Genomic DNA, 18,476 nt, shown 5'->3' with positions numbered 1-18,476 from the left:
GTTGCCTCCTTACAGTTTGATGTAACGATTTGGAGTTTCAATGCCTTTGAATGCATTACGCGTATCAAAAATTACTTTTGAACGTTGCGCTATATTCGCATAGTCAAATGCAGTGTGGTCTGTCGCTAAAATAACGATATCCGCTTCTTCCAGCATGTTATCTGTTAACTCCGAAGTTTCTAATGTTTCACCATTCACTCTGAATTTTTCTACATGTGGATCAACTGTTTTGAAATCTGCACCTTGTTGGATTAATAGCTCGATCAATTTTAATGATGGAGATTCGCGCATATCATCGATGTCTTTTTTATAAGCTACGCCTAGTAAAAGAACTTTCGCATTACGAAGTGCTTTCCCGTCATCATTTAAAATTTGCATTGCACGGTTAATAACGTAGTCAGGCATAGAGTTGTTTATTTCTCCAGCAAGTTCGATTAGCTTTGTATGGTAATTATATTCTCTTGCTTTCCATGTTAAGTAGAATGGATCGATTGGAATACAGTGACCGCCAAGACCTGGTCCTGGATAAAATGCCATAAAGCCATATGGTTTTGTTTTCGCTGCATCAATTACTTCCCAAACGTCGATGCCCATTTTCTCACAAAGTACAGCCATCTCATTTGCAAGTGCGATATTAATATGACGGAATGTGTTTTCGAAGATTTTTTCCATTTCAGCAATTGCAGGACTTGAAACTTTATGCACATCACCATCTAAAACACTGCTATATAGTGCAGCTGCTACATTTGTACATTTTTCTGTGATACCACCAACTACTTTTGGTGTGTTTTTTGTATTGAAGCTCTTATTACCTGGATCGATACGTTCTGGAGAGTATGCAATGAAAATATCTTCTCCAACTGTAAATCCTTTATCTTCTAATGCTTTACGAATAATTTCTTCTGTTGTACCTGGGTATGTTGTCGATTCAAGCACGACTAATGTTCCTGGTTTTGCATAGTTTGCAATTTCGTTTACAGAACTTTCTACGTAAGAAGTATCTGGTTGTTGGTAGATATCTAGTGGTGTAGGAACACAAATAGCTACTGCATCCACTGCACTGATGGAACCATAGTCAGAAGAAGCTCTTAAATGTCCAGAGTCTACCATATCTTTTAAATCATGATCTACTACATCCCCGATATAGTTAATACCTTCGTTTACTTGTTGTACTTTCGATTCTTGTACGTCAAAACCAATAACATTGTAACCTGCTTTTGCTTTTTCAACGGCTAGTGGTAAACCAACATAACCTAACCCAACAACACCAATTACGGCTGTGTGGTTTTCAATTTTTGCTAGTAATTCTTCATAGTGTGTAGACATTTTAGTCTCTCCTTTATAATTACGAGAATATAATACGTTTTCCTGTTTCGGATGATTCGATAATTGCTTCGATTAAACGAACTGGATTATAACCGTCTAGTCCGCTAACTGCTGGTTCACGATTTTCGTTAATCGCGGCTACCATATCTTCAATAATACAGTCATGTCCTTTTTTACCCCAAGGCTCATTTTGTATTTTCTCTTTCAATTTTGCTACTTCTTCTTCCGTGTAGCCTTCTACGTCCCATGTATCGATGAACAATGCATTCTTCCCACTAACTTTCACACTAGCAGTTTCACCGAAAATAGACAACGATTCTTCTAAGTTTTGTGGATAAACAGTAGTTGCAGCTTCTACAACTCCAAGCGCCCCACTTTCAAATTCGATTAGCGCAGTTGCAACGTCTTCCGTTTCAATATTGCGGAATCTTGTTGCTACCATACCTTGTACAGATTTTACTGGTCCCATAAACCATAACAGCAAGTCTAAATTATGTATTGCTTGGTTCATCAATACGCCACCATCAAACTTTTTCGTGCCTCTCCATGGTGCTTGGTCATAGTATGCTTGTCCTCTATTCCAACGAACAGTTGCATTCGCATGGCTTAGCTTACCGAACTTCCCTGCATCCATTAATTCACGGACTTCCATAATTGCTGGACGGTAACGGTTTGGATGCACGATTGCAAGTTTAATCCCTTGCTCGTTTGCCACTTCCATCATTTCTTTTGCGTCAGCAGAGTTTAGTGCCATCGGTTTTTCTGTAATAATATGTTTTTTATATTTGGCAACAGTTTTCGTTAAGGTTGCGTGCAAACCAGATGGTACACAAATATTCACCACATCAATTTGTGGATTTTCTGTTAGCATTTTTTCTAAATCTGTATATTTTAACACATTTTCATCATCTATTACTAGTCGTTCTGGGTTTGTGTCACAAATGGCAAATAGGTTTGCGCCTTCTGTGTTGCGAATGGCAGCTATATGCTTATCCGCGATAAAACCCATACCTACAATTGCAAATTGAATCATGCTCGTTTACTCCCTCTTGCTTCTAAAATGTATTTCCATAAAGATAAGATAAATATTGCAAATAATATTCCTAGAACAAATCCAGCAACTGCTCCTTCAAGTCCATATGACTTTGTTTTCACTACATATGCATTTGCCAGTGCAGGTTTTTCGTAGGAGATAATATCATTGCGCACACGTTGTTCCGTTGCCATAGCATTAGTCATCTCTTGCTCTGCTTGGCTAAGTAACAAAGTATAATTGTTTATTATCGGCTCGATATCCGTGTCGGCTAGGGCTTTTTTATACGATTCAATAGATTCTTGTAATACTTGGATTCTAGCTGATTGCGATAAAGCATATCTTTGTGTCCCATCAATTACTTTATCATTCTGCACCATTAAACCAGCCAACAGCTGATCATCGAATAATGTAAGCTCTTTTGTTACTTGTTCTTCACTATCTCCATAAACTTCTGTTTTAATATAACTTCTCGTCGGAACAAATACTTCCGCTTTGCCAGTAAAATGTTCACCGTATTGTGCCATAATATGGTCAGGATTCGTTAATGCTTCAAGTTTTACTGATCCAGTAAACATTGTACTTCTCCCTACGTACTCCCCGTCTTTAGGGATGAACATAGAACCTACATATCCAAGTAATGCAACTATTACAGGGATAATAATAAACCAAATCTTCTTTTTCCAAAAAAACTCTAATGAATCATATAATTTATACGTCTTATTTTCCGCCATCTCACTTCTCCTAATCAAATTCTCTTCATACAGGCAGTAAGAGGGAAACGTAAAAAATACGTCTCCCTCTACTAATTGATCATCACATTATTTTCCCGCAAAAAATTCAGCAATTTTCTCTACAACATATTGTTGTTGTTCCTCTTTAAGCTCTGGGAACATTGGTAAAGAAAGTGCTTCTTTTGCAGCTTTTTCCGCTTTAGGGAAATCGCCTTCTTTATACCCTAAGCTTTCAAAAACAGGTTGTAGATGCAATGGTAGTGGGTAGTAAATCATTGTAGATACACCGTTTTCTTTTAGGAACGCTTGTAATTCATCGCGACGTTCTGTCAAGATTGTATATTGATGGAATACGTGATGGAAACCTTCTACAATAACAGGTGTTTTTACATAGTCTGCCACTTTTTCATTTAATAACGCCGTATAGTAATCTGCATGTGTTCTACGTTGTTCACTCCATGTATCTAAATGAGGGAATTTCACATTTAATACAGCAGCTTGTAATTCATCTAAACGGCTGTTATATCCAAGTACGCTATGATAGTACTTTGGTTTACTTCCGTGCACGCGGATAACGCGACTTTTTTCTGCAAGATCGTCATTGTTCGTTACGACCATCCCACCGTCACCATATGCACCTAAGTTTTTCGTTGGGAAGAAACTATATGTCGCAGCGTCTCCTAGTTCACCAACCGTATATTCACCTTGTTTTGCACCAATTGCTTGTGCAGCATCTTCTACAACAACTAAATTATGTTTATCCGCGATTTCACGAATGCGCACCATATCAGCCATTTGTCCATACAGATGTACAGGGATGATTGCTTTTGTTCTTTCCGTAATATGCTTTTCAATTTCCTCAGGATCTAAATTGAATGAAATCGGATCAATATCTGCATATACAGGTTTTGCACCTGCTCTTACTATTGCTCCACCTGTAGCAAAAAATGTAAATGGCGTTGTAATTACTTCATCTCCAGCACCGATACCCGCTGCTTGTAAAGCTATATGAATTGCGTCACTCCCGTTACCACAGCCAATACCGTGGGCAACATGGCTATACTTTGCAAGATCTGCTTCTAATTTTTTCACGTTATCCCCAAGGATAAATTGTGAACTACTCATAACGCCATCTAAGGCTTCTAATACTTCGCTTTTTAAAGATGCGTATTGCTCAGATAAATCTAACATTGGTACTTTCATTTCATTTACACCAACCTATCAATGAATTTTAATATGTAAAGCGCTAATTGCGCTTATACCCAACAACTTTTCGGAATACGGATAATATTGGTCGATACTCGTCATTTACGAGACCAATTTTTTCAGCAACAATTTCAAATGCGATTAATATGAAGACTAGTATAAAAATAGCCCATCTTAACGTAAGTGTTTCAAACGTAATTGCTGCAATACTAAATATTAAACCAAATCCATATATAACTAACACAGTATCTCGGTGCGATAAACCTAACGCTAACAATCGATGATGCAAATGTGATTTATCGGCTGCAGATATCGGTTTTCTATTGACCAATCTTCGAATAATCGCAAACGATGTATCAAATATCGGAACACCTAGTATCATAATCGGTACGACAAAGCTAAATAACGTAACACTTTTGTACAAACCTAGCAATGATAAAATGGCAATCGAATAACCTAAAAACATGGATCCTGTATCTCCCATGAAAATTTTCGCAGGGTAAAAATTATGAAAGAGAAATCCAAGTGTACTACCTAGTAATATTAACGACAGACTAAGTATTAGCATTTTGTCTGCAGAAAATGCTAAAAATGCAATACTTGCAAATACGATAGATGAAATACCAGCGGATAATCCGTCCAGTCCATCAATTAAGTTAATCGCATTTGTAATTGCTAAGATCCAAAATAACGTAACGACGTATGACAATATCCCAAGATCAAATACTCCGATGAAAGGAATATTTAACACCTCTACTGTTAGTCCACTCCCCATTACTGCACATGCAGCTAGAATTTGGCCTAAAAGTTTTATTTTTGCGGATATTTCATATTTATCATCTATGATTCCCAAAACAATGATGATCAATGCACCAACGATTATTCCGGTAATTTTCGCTTCGTATAATCCACTTACAAAATAACCAACTGCTACTGCAATAAAAATTGCAAGACCACCAAGTCGAGGCATCACATTCTGATGCACTTTTCGTTTATTTGGTTTATCTGTAGCTCCGATTTTATGTGCAAGTTTTATTACAAGTGGCGTAACAGCTATTGCCGTTACCATAGATATGATAAAAGCAAGAAGTAATTTTATGTCCAAAAATATCATCCTTGTTTTTTTATATTTTCCTTGGCTATTTAATTTCTCTTATCAGTAGACGAATTAGCAACATGAAAGTTTCTTCGATTACTCATTATACTATAAAACTAGACTTGTAACCAAGTATATTATAAAGAAAGAAAAGACTGACTTTTCGCCTTATTATAGGCAAAAGTCAGTCTTTTGATGCGTAGCTTACAAAGGATAAATTACTTTAGATGCTAGACATTTAGTATAGAGATACTTTTGGATTACTTTGGAATGAATCGACTACTACAACATTAACGGGATTGTCTTATGCGAAAGGGAAGAGTTCACTTTCCTAACCATATAAAAGCAGCAAAAAATGCAATTTTGGCTGCTCAGTCCTTCTTTATTTTATTTCCGCTTTTTGATTTAAAGAAAGTATTACGTTTATATTTAGCATCAATTTATAACAAGTATTTATTATTAATGAATAGGAAGAGATCCACAGTAAAGAAGCGACGAGCAACCGAAATTGCATCTTCAGGCCCGCACGAGGCGGGTCAGGCAGTCGTTGCGACACGATGTCGCGTCCTTAGACTGCCCTCCTCTGTTTCCTTGATGAGTTGGAAAATATTTTTTCACTAATTATCCAAAAAGATGTTAACCTTATTCATACTGTTGAAGTTGGGTGATGGACAGACAAACGCAATAAGATTACCGAAAAAAAGAGAAGCTAGTCGTGACTTCGTCACGACTAGCTTCTCTCAAAAATTCAAACGGTAATGATTGAGCAAAAAGTCTGTCCAAAGCCCATATGAAACGTTAGAAATAAGTTTTGACCTAAAAAGCACTTTCGCTCTTTACGAAAATTCTGGCCAGTTAACTTGGTACTCGTCGCCTTCGATTTTTTCTAGCGTACGGTACTTAAATGGTACTAGTTCATCGAGTTGTAATTCTTCTAAAGCGCGTTCTAATGGTAACAATTGAAAACTATCGTCTTCTTCAAGAATCAAGTATGCACCTACCACTTTTCCGTTCTCTTTCGTATTAATTCGAATGAAAGCCGGGAAAAATAAATCATTACTTGATTGAATAATGGAAGAAGCTAGTACAACATCTTTACCATCTTCTACTATACTATCTTGATCAATCTTATCAAATACCTTTACAGCCCATGCTTGGCGCTTGTAATAACCTATTACTTTTTGCGCATTTTCTTCCAATGATGAATCAAGTGAAGCATTTTCTTTATCTTTATCTTCCGAATACATGTACTTCCCTCCACAGTTAGCAAAAATCCATACTGATTACGTTATCACACATCAAAAAGGTTGGCAACTTCTAATACTTTTTAACCTTATCCAGTAGGCTTTTTGTCGCATTAGTGAATGAGATTAATTTTTATAAATCGCTTGGATATCGTCTATAATAATTTCACCATTCGATTTGTTTGTATCTTCCGTTTGCATATAGCGTACTGGTAAATCCATTTTTACAGGATAAGCTAGTCCTGCTGGAACTTCTGCAGTAACGAATCTCCAATCTGTCCAGTTCACATTTTTATCTAAATCTAGTTGAACTGATTTACCAGATGCGTCTACTAGTTGTGTTCTGAGCCAGTTTCCTTTTCCATCACCTTTTACCCACATACCGATTTTTTTAGCTGGTGTACTAATCGTTAACTTCGTTTTAGCACTTACATATGCACCTGAAGTACCAGTTGTACCTGAGAAGTCATACACTAGTTTAATAGCTTTTGAACCATCACGATCATTTGTAACAGATTGAACTGAAACTGATTTTGCTCGATCGCTAGTAGCTTCATAGTTTAGGATACCTTTATTAAATGATTCTAAAATAGTAGGTGCACCGTTTGTTACTTTAAGTTGGATATTCGCTGATTTACCATCATAAGTTACGACACCAGCATACGTACCTGGTTTCGCATTGACTACTTGCTTGCCATTTGTATTCGTTAAAATAGAAGAAGTTACTTTCGCGTTTCCTGATATAGTTACCGGATTCATATACTGATCGATTCCTTTAACTGGCACAGATAAATCTGTATATGTTTCTCCTTCAAATACTTCTAATACAGTAGACACTGGTATGATTGTTGCAAGTGCACCTGTTTTATATTCACTAATGAATAATAAAGAATTGGATACTGAACGCTCTCGCCCATCAGAAGGCTTGTTTTGTACAGTTACCTTATTATCCCCTAATTCTCTCGTAACTACGGTAGAAGATCCTCCACCATCAAATGTCATTGCATACACTGCCCCTAAGTCTTTCATTAGTTTTGCCGTATTTTGCAATGTTAATCCTTTACTATCTGTTGTTCTTCCATCAATTACGGTTGTAAAAATACTGCCATCTTTTTTAATACCTACTGCTGTGCGAGGTGCTACCCCTGCAACTTTGATTGTTTGCAACACACCGTTTTTCACTAAATGATAACGACCGCTGACTGATTCACGCACATCATTCCATTCAGCAGGAGTAAATTTTGTAGAAATCGCAATTTGGTCTCCTACTTGAATTTTTTGTAGAAACTGGCTTGCAAAGTTATGTCCAGATAAAATAATTTCTCCTTTGTTCAACTTGGCATTTCCTACACCAGTAACATTTTCTAAAACTGTTCCGACTAGTGTTTCAGAACCATTAAGTTTTCCTGAATCTATTTTCACTCGAACTTCTGTACCAAGTTCATTTGTTCCAGTTGTTGCATTGAAGTCTCTTGTATAAAGGACTAGATGATTTGCTGAACGTTTACGATTGACTGAATTAATTGCGTAAGATTCTTGCCCATTTACGGAAACATTCATAGCTACTTGAGGTGCACCGATAATAGCTTTCCCATCCGCTTTCACACCTAACACTGCCAATTCATTAAGCGGTGTTTGAGATGTAGAGACGATTGATCCATCCATCATCATTAAATCGATTGGTTGTCCTTGTTTATCGAAGTAATCGGCGTTCACGCCAGCAACTACGTGATAAGAATCATTTTGCTCCACACTATTTGCTTGTGAAGAAGTTGTTTCCAATCCAACTAATTGATCTTTTGCAAGCTCTGTTTTTAAGCCTACATTAGAAGTTTTCCCATCATACTCAATGACAAATACATTTTGAGCACCAATTGCACCATCTATATCGAAGTATTTTTTACGAATACCAGGAGCTAGTTGTGTAACTTTCTGACTTAATACTTTCCCGCCAGTTAAAGTAGGTGTAGCTTCAGTTGGAAATAACTGAGATGAATTATTTCCACTTGGTGTCGTCGTTCCTTGTGCATTTTCTAATTCTTTTAGTTTTGCTTTAGAAGGTGTCTTGTATTCGACATAGCCTGCCATGTTCGTAATGTACATGCCTCCACCAAGACCATATTGACCCCCGTATAAATTATCATATCGATAGACACGGTATTGCTCACCTTTTTTCAATACTCGTTCGAACACTAAACCTGCATCCGTACGCTTCCATAAGTTGATTGGTTTAATTACTTTAATTTTTCCAACTTGACCAGGAACCATTAATATGCCGTCCCAATAAACTTTCGTTGTAGCAGCTTCTGCCTGATTTGGTTGAAATAGAGCGCCAGTGACGATTGCAAAAACGATAAAAAGGTATAGCAATTTTTGTTTCATTTAGTTAAATTCTCCTTCATTTCCTTAAGCAATTATTTTTGCTCTTTTTGTTGTTGCTCTCTATTTTGTTCGATTGTGTATTTCCATAAATTACTTCCATCGTAGTAATAAAGGTTTCCATTGACATCTTTTACAAGTCCATAAACTCCTTTATCTTTTAACCATTCTACTTCTAGCGTATCTTTTGTTACTCTAAATAGTTTTCCTTCCACACTTCCGTAAATATAGCCATCTGGACCTTCTACGATTTGTGCGTTACGGAATCTACCAGAGATTAACTCAAGCAATTCAACTGAACGAACATCTGTCCACTCATCTTTGTAGACAAATAGCGTTCCATCGCCCATACCCCAAACATTATTATCTTTATCTACTATTAAACTAGTAATCATACTTGAATCAAATGGGAGATGAATATATTTTTTATCTTCTGGGTTACTTCGATTAAAGTAGAACAGTCTTGCTCCACGTGGGTTCACTTGCTGATTCGCGTGAATCGAAGTTCCCCCGAAAATTTGTGTTCCTCTACTAACTAATGACACGAGGCTTTGGTTATAAATATAGTTTTCGTATATTTCCATTTTCTCGTTTTCTGTATCGTAGAATGCTAAAGCTCCGCCACCAACGCTAGCGTCTGGCAATGTACCAAATACAATTTCTTTCCCTTTGTTATAAGGAGTTACAGCAGTCGTTCTTTCTTGTCCGTATTCATTCATACGAATTACTTCTTTTGGATTTCCAGTATCCCATGGGATAGAACGATCATAAACTAGTAATCTAGCAAGTGGATATGCACCTATATATAATTTATTGTTTATGTCAAACATAGACTCTATTTGACTAACATTTCGGTATAATTCTTTGTCTCCAGTTGTAACGTCATATACTCCAAGACCACCAGACATATAACCATTAGCAAATATTTTCTTACCATCCTCACTTGAAGCTAGTGTATATAATTCTACTGGTTGTTCCGGTAAATCAAGTTGATAATATTTCATTTCGCCCGTTTGCGCATTGTATTCAAATAATTGTCCTAAATTATCGACCATACCAGATAACAACCATTCTTCTGGCTCTTCTTCTAGAATTGGTTCTTCCACAGATGGTTCTTCAATAATTGGTTCTTCAGTAACTGGTTGCTCCTCGTTAATCGGTGCTTCCATTTCGTTCTCTGTTGAAGTTACTTGTGACTCAATTCTTTTTACAGATTTTTCCTTAAATATTTTATCAAAGAGTGATTCTAAATCTGTTTGCTCAGTATCTGTTTTTTTCGTTCCTTTTACGATAAAATCCAGATTTATTCCTTCTGTCCCTTTAGGTAAATTTACACCTAGCTCTGTGTGTTCCTTTGTTGTGAAATCATATCGAATTAGTTGCTGTGCCTTTGTATAGTATAAAGACTTTCCATCTGGTGATAATGTAGAAACTGTTTTAGAATTCAGTTCAAACTCATCTACGATTTTCAATGTTTTTCTATCAAAAACTACTGCTACATTAGAAGGATACAATCTTGCAACTACGTAATCATCCGTCAATACTAAATCTTGTGCATATTTTTCTGACATATATTTTGATGGTAAAAAAGATGTGAAGTTTTTCGTACCAGGCTTTTTCACTAATAGATCCATTGCCGAACCTATTGAGACATAAATCTCATCCTTTTCTTCATCGGCAACGATCGCTTTGACAAACTCTTTTCTTTTACGAATTTGTCCAAATTCTTCTATTTCTTTCGTTTCAGTGTCAAATGCTACTAGTGCTCCTCCATATGCCGATCCAGCATATACTTTATTGCCAGAGACAATTAAATCTTGGATGGAAGTATCGCTTTTATTGGAAAAAATCGGTCCGTGATTTTCAAAAACTTCTGTGTTTGGGTCATAGCTGTAAAGAACACTGGAAACAGATCCTCCAACCCAAAGCTTTCCATTTTCATCTACATCAAGACCCCAAGCACTTTTAGAATCTTCTAACGTAAAAGTATGTACGATTTCCTTTGTTTGATAATCTACTACAACTAATGCCGCTGGTGCTCCATGCATGATGTAATAAATGAAGTACTCTCCTTCTTCATTGGCAGCAATTTTTGATGAAATAGCAGATGATTTAAAAATCATTGGTCCTAAGTTTTCATATCCCTCTAAAATAACTTCTTCCTCTGGTTTTTCCTCAATTGCATTATCTAACCATTCTTCTACACTACCTTCAACCTCAATTACTTCTTCCCCAGTTCCTACTGGTTCTACTATTACTTCTTCTACAGCCGTGTCCGTTTTTACTAATTCTTCTGCACTTGCCACACTATTTAAAGGTGTAGCTAACATAGCAGCCATCACTGGAATATAAATTTTCTTCAACACTAAAACCCCTTTCATTCTATATTTTAACATTAACATCAATTGGTAACATTTAAAACTTATAGTTGTAATATAATTGAAACATTAGCAAATCATTAAGAAAATGCTTGCATGTTAGTTTCATGATATAATAGGCAATGGAATTTAAAAGTAGGGAGAATGAACATGTTACATTCTATTAAGAAAATGATTTCTGGTGAAGTCATTGAGTTAAAACAACTCAAAAAAATAGTATCCAAAATTAATGCGTTAGAAGATTCATTTACAAATAAAACCGATATAGAGCTTCAAACATATACAACAAGTTTTCGTGAACAACTAAATAATGGAGCAACTCCTGAAGAAATCATGTTGGAAGCATTTGCAGTCGTGCGGGAAGCTTCGAAACGTGTATTAGGAAAGCGCCACTATGATACCCAGTTAATGGGTGGTGCCGTATTAACCCAATCCCAAATTGCTCAAATGCAAACAGGAGAAGGTAAAACATTAGTTGCAACACTACCTGCATATGTGATGGCTTTACACGGCAAAGGAACGCATATTATTACGGCCAATGAATATTTGGCTAGTCGAGATTTCGAAGAGATGAAACCATTATTTGAGTTTTTAGGCTTAACAGTAGGATTAAATATTTCTGGTTTAGAAAATGATGAAAAGCAAGCTGCCTATAATTGTGACATTACATATGGTACTGGAACAGAGTTTGGGTTTGATTATTTAAGAGATCATATGGTGCAAAGTGAAGAACAGCTTGTCCAGCGACCTCTATTTTACGCTTTAATCGATGAAGTGGATAGTATATTAATCGATGAAGCGAGAACTCCTTTAATCATCGCTGGGAAATCCAATGCGAGCTTAAATTTGTTTCCAATTATGCAATTAGTCATAAGTTCATTCAAAGACGATGAAGATTACAATTATTATCCAGAAACAAAACAAATTGTGTTGTTAGATAATGGTGCTGACCGATTAGAAGAGGCATTTGGCATCGATAATGTATACGACCGAGAACATCGTGAATTTATGCATATTGCGATGCAGACACTTCGCGCCAAAGTAGTTATGCGCAAAGATGTAGATTATATTGTAAAAGACGACAAAATTATGATTGTGGATCCATATACTGGGCGTATTATGGAAGGTCGAACATTTAGCGACGGCCTTCATCAAGCGATTGAAGCGAAAGAAAAAGTTTCAATTAAAGAAGAAAACAATACACAAGCTTCTATTATGATCCAACATTATTTCCGTTTGTACAAACATGTTTCAGGTATGACGGGTAGTGCCGTCCCTTCCCGCGATGAGTTTTGGGAAACGTACAACTTGCGCGTGACAGAAATACCGACAAATAAACCAAACCAACGTATTGACATGGAAACACTTGTTTATTTGACATATGAAGATAAGATGAAAAAAATTGTAGAAGAAACGAAAAAATATCATGAAATGGGTCGTCCTGTTTTAATCGGAACGACTTCCATTGAGCAGTCTGAAAAACTTTCATCCTACTTACATGACCTTGACATCGAACATTCTATACTCAATGCAAAAACAGTAGAAGATGAAGCAGGCTTGATATCGCAAGCGGGGCAAATGAATAAAATCATGTTGGCAACGAATATGGCTGGGCGTGGAACAGATATCAATTTAGGAGAAGGAGTTGCGGAACTAGGTGGACTCCATATTATCGGAACAGAGCTTCATAGTAGCGCCCGAATAGATATGCAGCTTCGTGGTCGTGGTGGACGCCAAGGAGATCCAGGTAGTTCGCAATTTATCATTTCATTGGAAGACGAGCTATTCCACTATTACGATGAAGAAGAATTCACTAAATACAAAAATAAGTTGAAAACAGATGATAATGGCTTAGTTATTTCATCTAACCCAACAAAGTTTGTGTATAATGTTCAAAATGTAATCGAAGGTATGCATTTCTCTAGCCGTTCTCATTTATTGAAATTAGATGATATTAACAACGACCAACAACGCGTTATGTATAACTACCGAGAAAAAGCATTAAAAATAGAAAATATGCAAATGCTTGTCATTGATGCGATGCATGAACGTTTCAATAATTTAATTGATGAACTTGTGGATTCCGATGCGAATGAATCGACCATTGTTAATGAGATAATGGATGAGGTTAAAATTATTTCCATGCTAACATCATATGAAGAGGATGCCTTTACTTCATTAGACTCGGAAAATAAAGCACAATTGAAGGAAGCGCTAGAAAGCGTCTATGAAAAAGCTTTTGAAATTGTCAATATGACAAGCAGCGACAGCGAAGAATGGAGAAACATTCAGTCGTTCTACACAGAAACGCTGGACCGGTTATGGATTGGTCATTTAGATAATCTACACCATTTAAGAGAAGGTATCGGAATTCGCGGATACGGCCAAGAAGATCCATATCGCCTTTACTCTTTTGATGCACTTCACTTATTCCAAACTATGCTTCATACATTCTTTAGAGATGTGATTCGATATAATTTCCAAGTGAACGGTGTCAAAGAGGAACAATAATAATAGTTTTTTTGAGTGTTGGAAGTGCTTGGTCACTTTCAACACTCTTTTTATTTTGGAGACTGAGGGAAGAAAATAGTGTCAGAGCTCCAGAGATTAAGCTGGCTAGGGAGAAATACCTCCTAAATCCTGGGTTTTACAACTAAAGTATTTTTCCAACTAACACTCTCATTTTTCCAACTAAAGGCTAGATCGCTTAACTAGATGTATTCCCACTAGGCTCTTTAGACAGTTTTCACTCTTATCCCTTACAAAAAAGGCCAATACAAAGGAAATTTCCCTTGTACTGACCTTATGTCTCTCACACTCACTCAAAAATCTCACTAAGTCTTTCTTCCAATTCTTCTTTCAACGATTCATATCCTGGTTTATTCAGTAGAGCGAAAATATTATTTTTATACGACTCTACTCCTGGTTGGTCGAACGGATTTACTTCTGATAAATAAGCGCTCATTGCGCATGCTTTTTCGTAGAAATAAAGTAAATATCCTAGATGGTATTCATCTAGCTTATCAATCTCTACTTGAATTACAGGAACCCCGCCATCATAATGCGCTAATATGGAACTATTTTTCGCGATTGTATTAATATCATGGAATGTTTTGTTTTCTAAGAAATTTAGTTGATCAAAATTATTTTCTACCAATTGAATTGTGCAGTCTTCTTTTTGATTGCGTACATGTAAAATTGTTTCAAAGATTTGGCGTTTGCCAGCTTGAATATACTGGCCAATCGAGTGTAAATCCGTTGTATATGTAACAGAAACAGGGAAAATGCCTTTTTCGTCTTTCCCTTCACTTTCACCGAATAGTTGCTTCCACCATTCAAATACATTACGTAAAGAAGGCTCAAAAGAGGCCATTATTTCAATTATATATCCTTTTTTCTCGAGTAAATATCTCGATAAGGCATATTCATATGCTTCATTTTCTTTGTAATTGGAAAACATTAAATCATTAGTTGCTTGTTTGGCACCATCTAATAAAGCTCTAATATCGATTCCGCCTACCGCTAATGGAAATAATCCAACTGGCGTTAGGACTGAAAAGCGTCCACCTACATCTGCTGGAACTTCAAAGCTTCGAAAGCCTTCTTCTTGTGCTAGCTTTCGCAGTAAACCATTTGTCGGATCAGTCGTTAAAATAATTCTATTTTTTATTTCTTCACCGTAGCGTTTTTTCATATAAGACTTAATAACTCGGAACGAAATAGCAGGTTCGAGCGTTGTTCCTGATTTAGAGATGACATTTACATACACTTCTCGGTCTTCTACATATTGAAGTAGTTGATTAATATAGGCTCCACTCATATTTTGCCCTGCATAAATCACTTCTGTTTCTCCCACTTTTTTAGAAAAATAAGGGGACAATGCATCTTGCACTGCTTTTGCTCCTAAATACGATCCACCAATACCGATTACGATCAATACGGCAGATTTTGTTCTTATTTCATTTGCAACAGCCAGCATTTGCTCTATTTCTTGTTGATCTTTTTTAATTGCTAGTTCTACCCAACCTAATGCATCGCGGTCCTTGCTTGTTGGTGAATGCATTTCTTCATGTATCATACTAATTATATTTGTATATTTATTTTTTTCTTCTTCATTTATAAACTTCGAAAGTAAAGAAAAGTTTAGTGAGAAGGCTTGTTTTGTAACAGTCAATTGGATTTCCTCCTGCAAGCTTCGAATTCATATTATCACCCTATATTAGCATATTTCAGTGGGCTTTTCCTCTTAAAGAAGCAGGAAGGTACTTTAGGGTTAAACAAGTGAGATTTTATACATACTACCATTACTAATTCTTTCTATTCATTCATACATATAAACATACGTTTCTAATAACAGAATCGAGGGCCCGCATGTCAAAAAGAATAATTTGGATTACGCTAATTGCCTGTTTCCTACTTGGAGGTGTTATATATGCAAGTGTTTTGTATAACGACGTCTCTGTTGCGATGGAATCAATTCAAGCGCCGGAAATTCGGAAAACTTCTATATTAAGAGAAAATGATGTGGAGTTAGTAAAGAAAGAGCCTTTCTCTTTGCTTTTACTAGGTGTAGATGAACGGGAGGAAGATGTCGGACGTTCTGATACGATGATTGTTTTGACTGTTAATCCATCGACGAACTCCATTAAAATGGTCAGTATTCCGAGAGATACATATACCGAAATGGTCGGAATGGATAAGGTTGATAAGATAAATCACGCCTACGCTTTTGGTGGGATCGACATGTCCCTCCACTCCGTTGAAAAACTACTGAATATCCCGATTGACTACGTCGTTCAAGTTAATATGGAAAGCTTCCTACAAATAGTAGAGGTAGTAGGCGGAGTGTCAGTTGAAAATACAACTGCTTTTACAGAAGATGAGTTTACTTTTAATAAAGGAACTATTCACTTAAATGGGGAACAAGCGCTTAGTTATGTGCGCATGCGAATGAGTGATCCACTAGGGGATTTCGGTAGACAAGCTAGACAAAAGCAAGTACTGCAAGCTGTTTTAAAAAAAGGTGCTTCCATTAATAGTTTGCTGAATTATAAAGAGCTGTTAAACATTTTCGAGCAGAATATCCGTACCAATATGACCTTAGATCAAATGTTAGATATTCAAAAAGGCTACAAGAATGCATTGAATCAAATAGATACGATTGCTTTTGAACATGGTGAAGGAAAACGAATGGATGGGATTTGGTATTATGTAATGGATGAGGAAGAACTTGCGCAAATAACGCTCAAGTTGAAAGAGCATTTGGAAATCGACTAGTATCTAAATTTTGGCTTAGGGAGACCAATTGATGTATGGGGGCAACTCATTAGTTTTCGAAGGCAACTGAATGATAGTTCAAAGCAGCTAAATAACATTCGAGAGCAACCAATTAAAAATAGATCGCTTCCACCGCTGAAATAATGAACGGAGGAAGCGATCTATTACTATTTTTTCTGAAACCATTCACACGTCACCATTGCATCTCCCACCTTTCGCAATGACCAAGTATCTTCTATAAAAATAGTACTTAGTAAACCAATATGAGGCTTGCTTTCTATTTCCACAGCAATGACACTCTCGAACACGCGGACCATCTTTTGAGCCAACCTTTTCGCTTCAAATGTTTGCAGGGCATCATCTATGTTTGCAAATACATGAAGTTCTTCTTTTAATTCAGCTAATTTAGATGCAACGATTTCTACTAAACTAGAGTCCCCACACTTCGTTAGGCGACTTTCTAAATTGTCTATAAACAATTTGTGTATATCAAATTTATTCACTAGTCGCACTAGCTCTAATGCTAGTATATTGGCTGTGCCTTCCCAAACAGTTAACACTTGCGCATCCCGTAATAATCGTGGTGTTACAAAATCTTCAATGTATCCATTTCCTCCATGCATTTCGATAGCTTCATGTGCAAAATGAATTGCTTGTTCTGCTGTTTCTTTTTTCAATAATGCAATTAGCAGTCGATTTAATAGGATTTCTTCCTCCGATGCTGCTCCACTGACGACCCGATCGTAAAGTACGATTAATTCGAAAGTGGCATATAATTCGATTTCCAATTTTGCACGTAAGCGTCCTAGAGAATCTTGTACCATTGGAAACTCGTTTAGCTTACTTCCAAAAGCAGTCCGCTTCTCCGCATATGAAAATGCTTCATTGTAAGCACGACGCATAATCCCCAGTGAAGCGACTGTATTGCAAATTCTAGATAAATTTAGTGCCTCTAGCATATATTTAAGCCCATTTGTTGGATCACCTACTACATATCCGACAGCACCATCAAATTCTACTTCACCGCTTGGAACTGCTCGAACTCCTAATTTATCCTTTAGCCGTCTAATTTTTATACCGTTTAAAGTATTATCTTCATTTCTCCAAGGTACCGCAAATAAAGTAAGCCCTTTGGAGCCACTTGGGGCATTCTCTTTTCTAGCAAGAACCATTGCAACCCCTGCCATACCTGCATTAGAAGCGAAATACTTCTCGCCATATAAACGAAAATGCTCCCCATCCTCGACAGCTTTCACTACATTTGCTCCTACATCGGAACCCCCTTGCCGCTCCGTTAAAAATGTAGCCCCTTCATATAGTTCTACGTCACCTGTAGCAGCTACATGAGGTAGGAATCGTTCCCTTACTTCACTAGTTGCATAATGGTCTAGTAAAAAACTAGTGGCCATCGTCAAAGTGACAGGACAATAAAAACCTGGCTCCGCTTGGGACAATAAATACCCTTGAGCAAAGCTATATACATAATTTCCTTTATGCCCGAGTTCCGGAATATCTTTATGCAAATAACCGACAATCCCCGTTTCATACGTTTCTTTCACTGTCTGTTTATAGCCTTCATTTACCCAAACGAATGACTGATCATCGCCGAATCTGTCATATTTTATAAGCTTTGGCTCTCCTTCTCTATCCGTATGAAGTGCACGTTGATCTATTTCATTTGCTACAAGCTCTCCAAACTTAGTTAGTTCTATCTCTGCAAAAGATTGAAAATCTGCGTCTAGCTTAGTCTTTAATATATCGTGTAGCGTTTCATCGTATATATAGAAGTTATTATGCTCCATT

The 18,476-nt window shown here is 36.7% G+C and carries 12 protein-coding genes; 2 read left to right on the top strand and 10 right to left on the bottom strand.

Annotated features, from left to right (window positions below):
- Positions 1–9 precede the first annotated feature (9 nt).
- From ACIQ38_RS03380 to ACIQ38_RS03345, 8 genes are all read right to left on the bottom strand, one after another.
- On the bottom strand, positions 10–1,326 hold the full coding sequence (locus tag ACIQ38_RS03380; RefSeq protein WP_402817972.1) for a nucleotide sugar dehydrogenase: 1,317 nt from the start codon (positions 1,324–1,326) through the stop codon (positions 10–12).
- Positions 1,327–1,345: 19 nt separating this feature from the next.
- On the bottom strand, positions 1,346–2,359 hold the full coding sequence (locus tag ACIQ38_RS03375) for a Gfo/Idh/MocA family protein (protein WP_402817969.1): 1,014 nt from the start codon (positions 2,357–2,359) through the stop codon (positions 1,346–1,348).
- The gene (locus tag ACIQ38_RS03370) at positions 2,356–3,093 is read right to left on the bottom strand and encodes a hypothetical protein (RefSeq protein ID WP_402817966.1); all 738 of its coding nucleotides are present in this window, start codon (positions 3,091–3,093) and stop codon (positions 2,356–2,358) included. Before ACIQ38_RS03370 ends, ACIQ38_RS03375 begins: the two co-directional genes overlap by 4 nt.
- Positions 3,094–3,180: 87 nt before the next feature.
- A complete protein-coding gene (locus tag ACIQ38_RS03365) occupies positions 3,181–4,296 on the bottom strand; it encodes a DegT/DnrJ/EryC1/StrS family aminotransferase (RefSeq protein WP_402817964.1) in 1,116 nt (371 codons plus the stop codon).
- Positions 4,297–4,339: 43 nt separating this feature from the next.
- Positions 4,340–5,404, bottom strand: coding sequence for a glycosyltransferase family 4 protein (locus tag ACIQ38_RS03360; protein ID WP_402817961.1), 1,065 nt, complete (start codon positions 5,402–5,404; stop codon positions 4,340–4,342).
- 827 nt (positions 5,405–6,231) lie between these two features.
- Positions 6,232–6,642 (bottom strand): hypothetical protein, encoded by a 411-nt coding sequence (locus ACIQ38_RS03355; protein WP_402817958.1) that lies wholly within the window; start codon positions 6,640–6,642, stop codon positions 6,232–6,234.
- A gap of 123 nt (positions 6,643–6,765) precedes the next feature.
- Entirely contained in the window at positions 6,766–9,021 is a 2,256-nt protein-coding gene (locus ACIQ38_RS03350; protein WP_402817955.1) for a phosphodiester glycosidase family protein, read from the bottom strand.
- Positions 9,022–9,053: 32 nt separating this feature from the next.
- On the bottom strand, positions 9,054–11,381 hold the full coding sequence (locus ACIQ38_RS03345) for a hypothetical protein (protein WP_402817952.1): 2,328 nt from the start codon (positions 11,379–11,381) through the stop codon (positions 9,054–9,056).
- A gap of 165 nt (positions 11,382–11,546) precedes the next feature.
- On the opposite strand from ACIQ38_RS03345, the gene secA reads away from it, so the two are divergent.
- Entirely contained in the window at positions 11,547–13,907 is a 2,361-nt protein-coding gene (gene secA / locus ACIQ38_RS03340; protein ID WP_402817949.1) for a preprotein translocase subunit SecA, read from the top strand.
- Positions 13,908–14,214: 307 nt separating this feature from the next.
- On the opposite strand, the gene ACIQ38_RS03335 is transcribed toward secA, so the two are convergent.
- The gene (locus ACIQ38_RS03335; RefSeq protein ID WP_402817946.1) at positions 14,215–15,570 is read right to left on the bottom strand and encodes a glucose-6-phosphate isomerase; all 1,356 of its coding nucleotides are present in this window, start codon (positions 15,568–15,570) and stop codon (positions 14,215–14,217) included.
- Between the two features lie 197 nt (positions 15,571–15,767).
- Here ACIQ38_RS03335 and ACIQ38_RS03330 point away from each other — a divergent pair, with 197 nt between their 5' ends.
- Positions 15,768–16,673, top strand: a complete 906-nt coding sequence (locus tag ACIQ38_RS03330) for an LCP family glycopolymer transferase (RefSeq protein ID WP_402817943.1) — start codon at positions 15,768–15,770, stop codon at positions 16,671–16,673.
- 167 nt (positions 16,674–16,840) lie between these two features.
- Here the strand turns inward: ACIQ38_RS03330 and ACIQ38_RS03325 are convergent, their stop codons facing one another.
- Complete coding sequence (locus ACIQ38_RS03325) at positions 16,841–18,475, bottom strand: acyl-CoA dehydrogenase family protein (RefSeq protein WP_402817940.1); 1,635 nt, start codon at positions 18,473–18,475, stop codon at positions 16,841–16,843.
- Between the last annotated feature and the right edge of the window lies 1 nt (position 18,476).

Source organism: Psychrobacillus sp. NPDC096389 (assembly GCF_044762855.1).
GTDB lineage: Bacteria > Bacillota > Bacilli > Bacillales_A > Planococcaceae > Psychrobacillus.
Note: the sequence above shows the minus strand (reverse complement) of the source record. Positions and strands in the feature narration are given on the sequence as shown.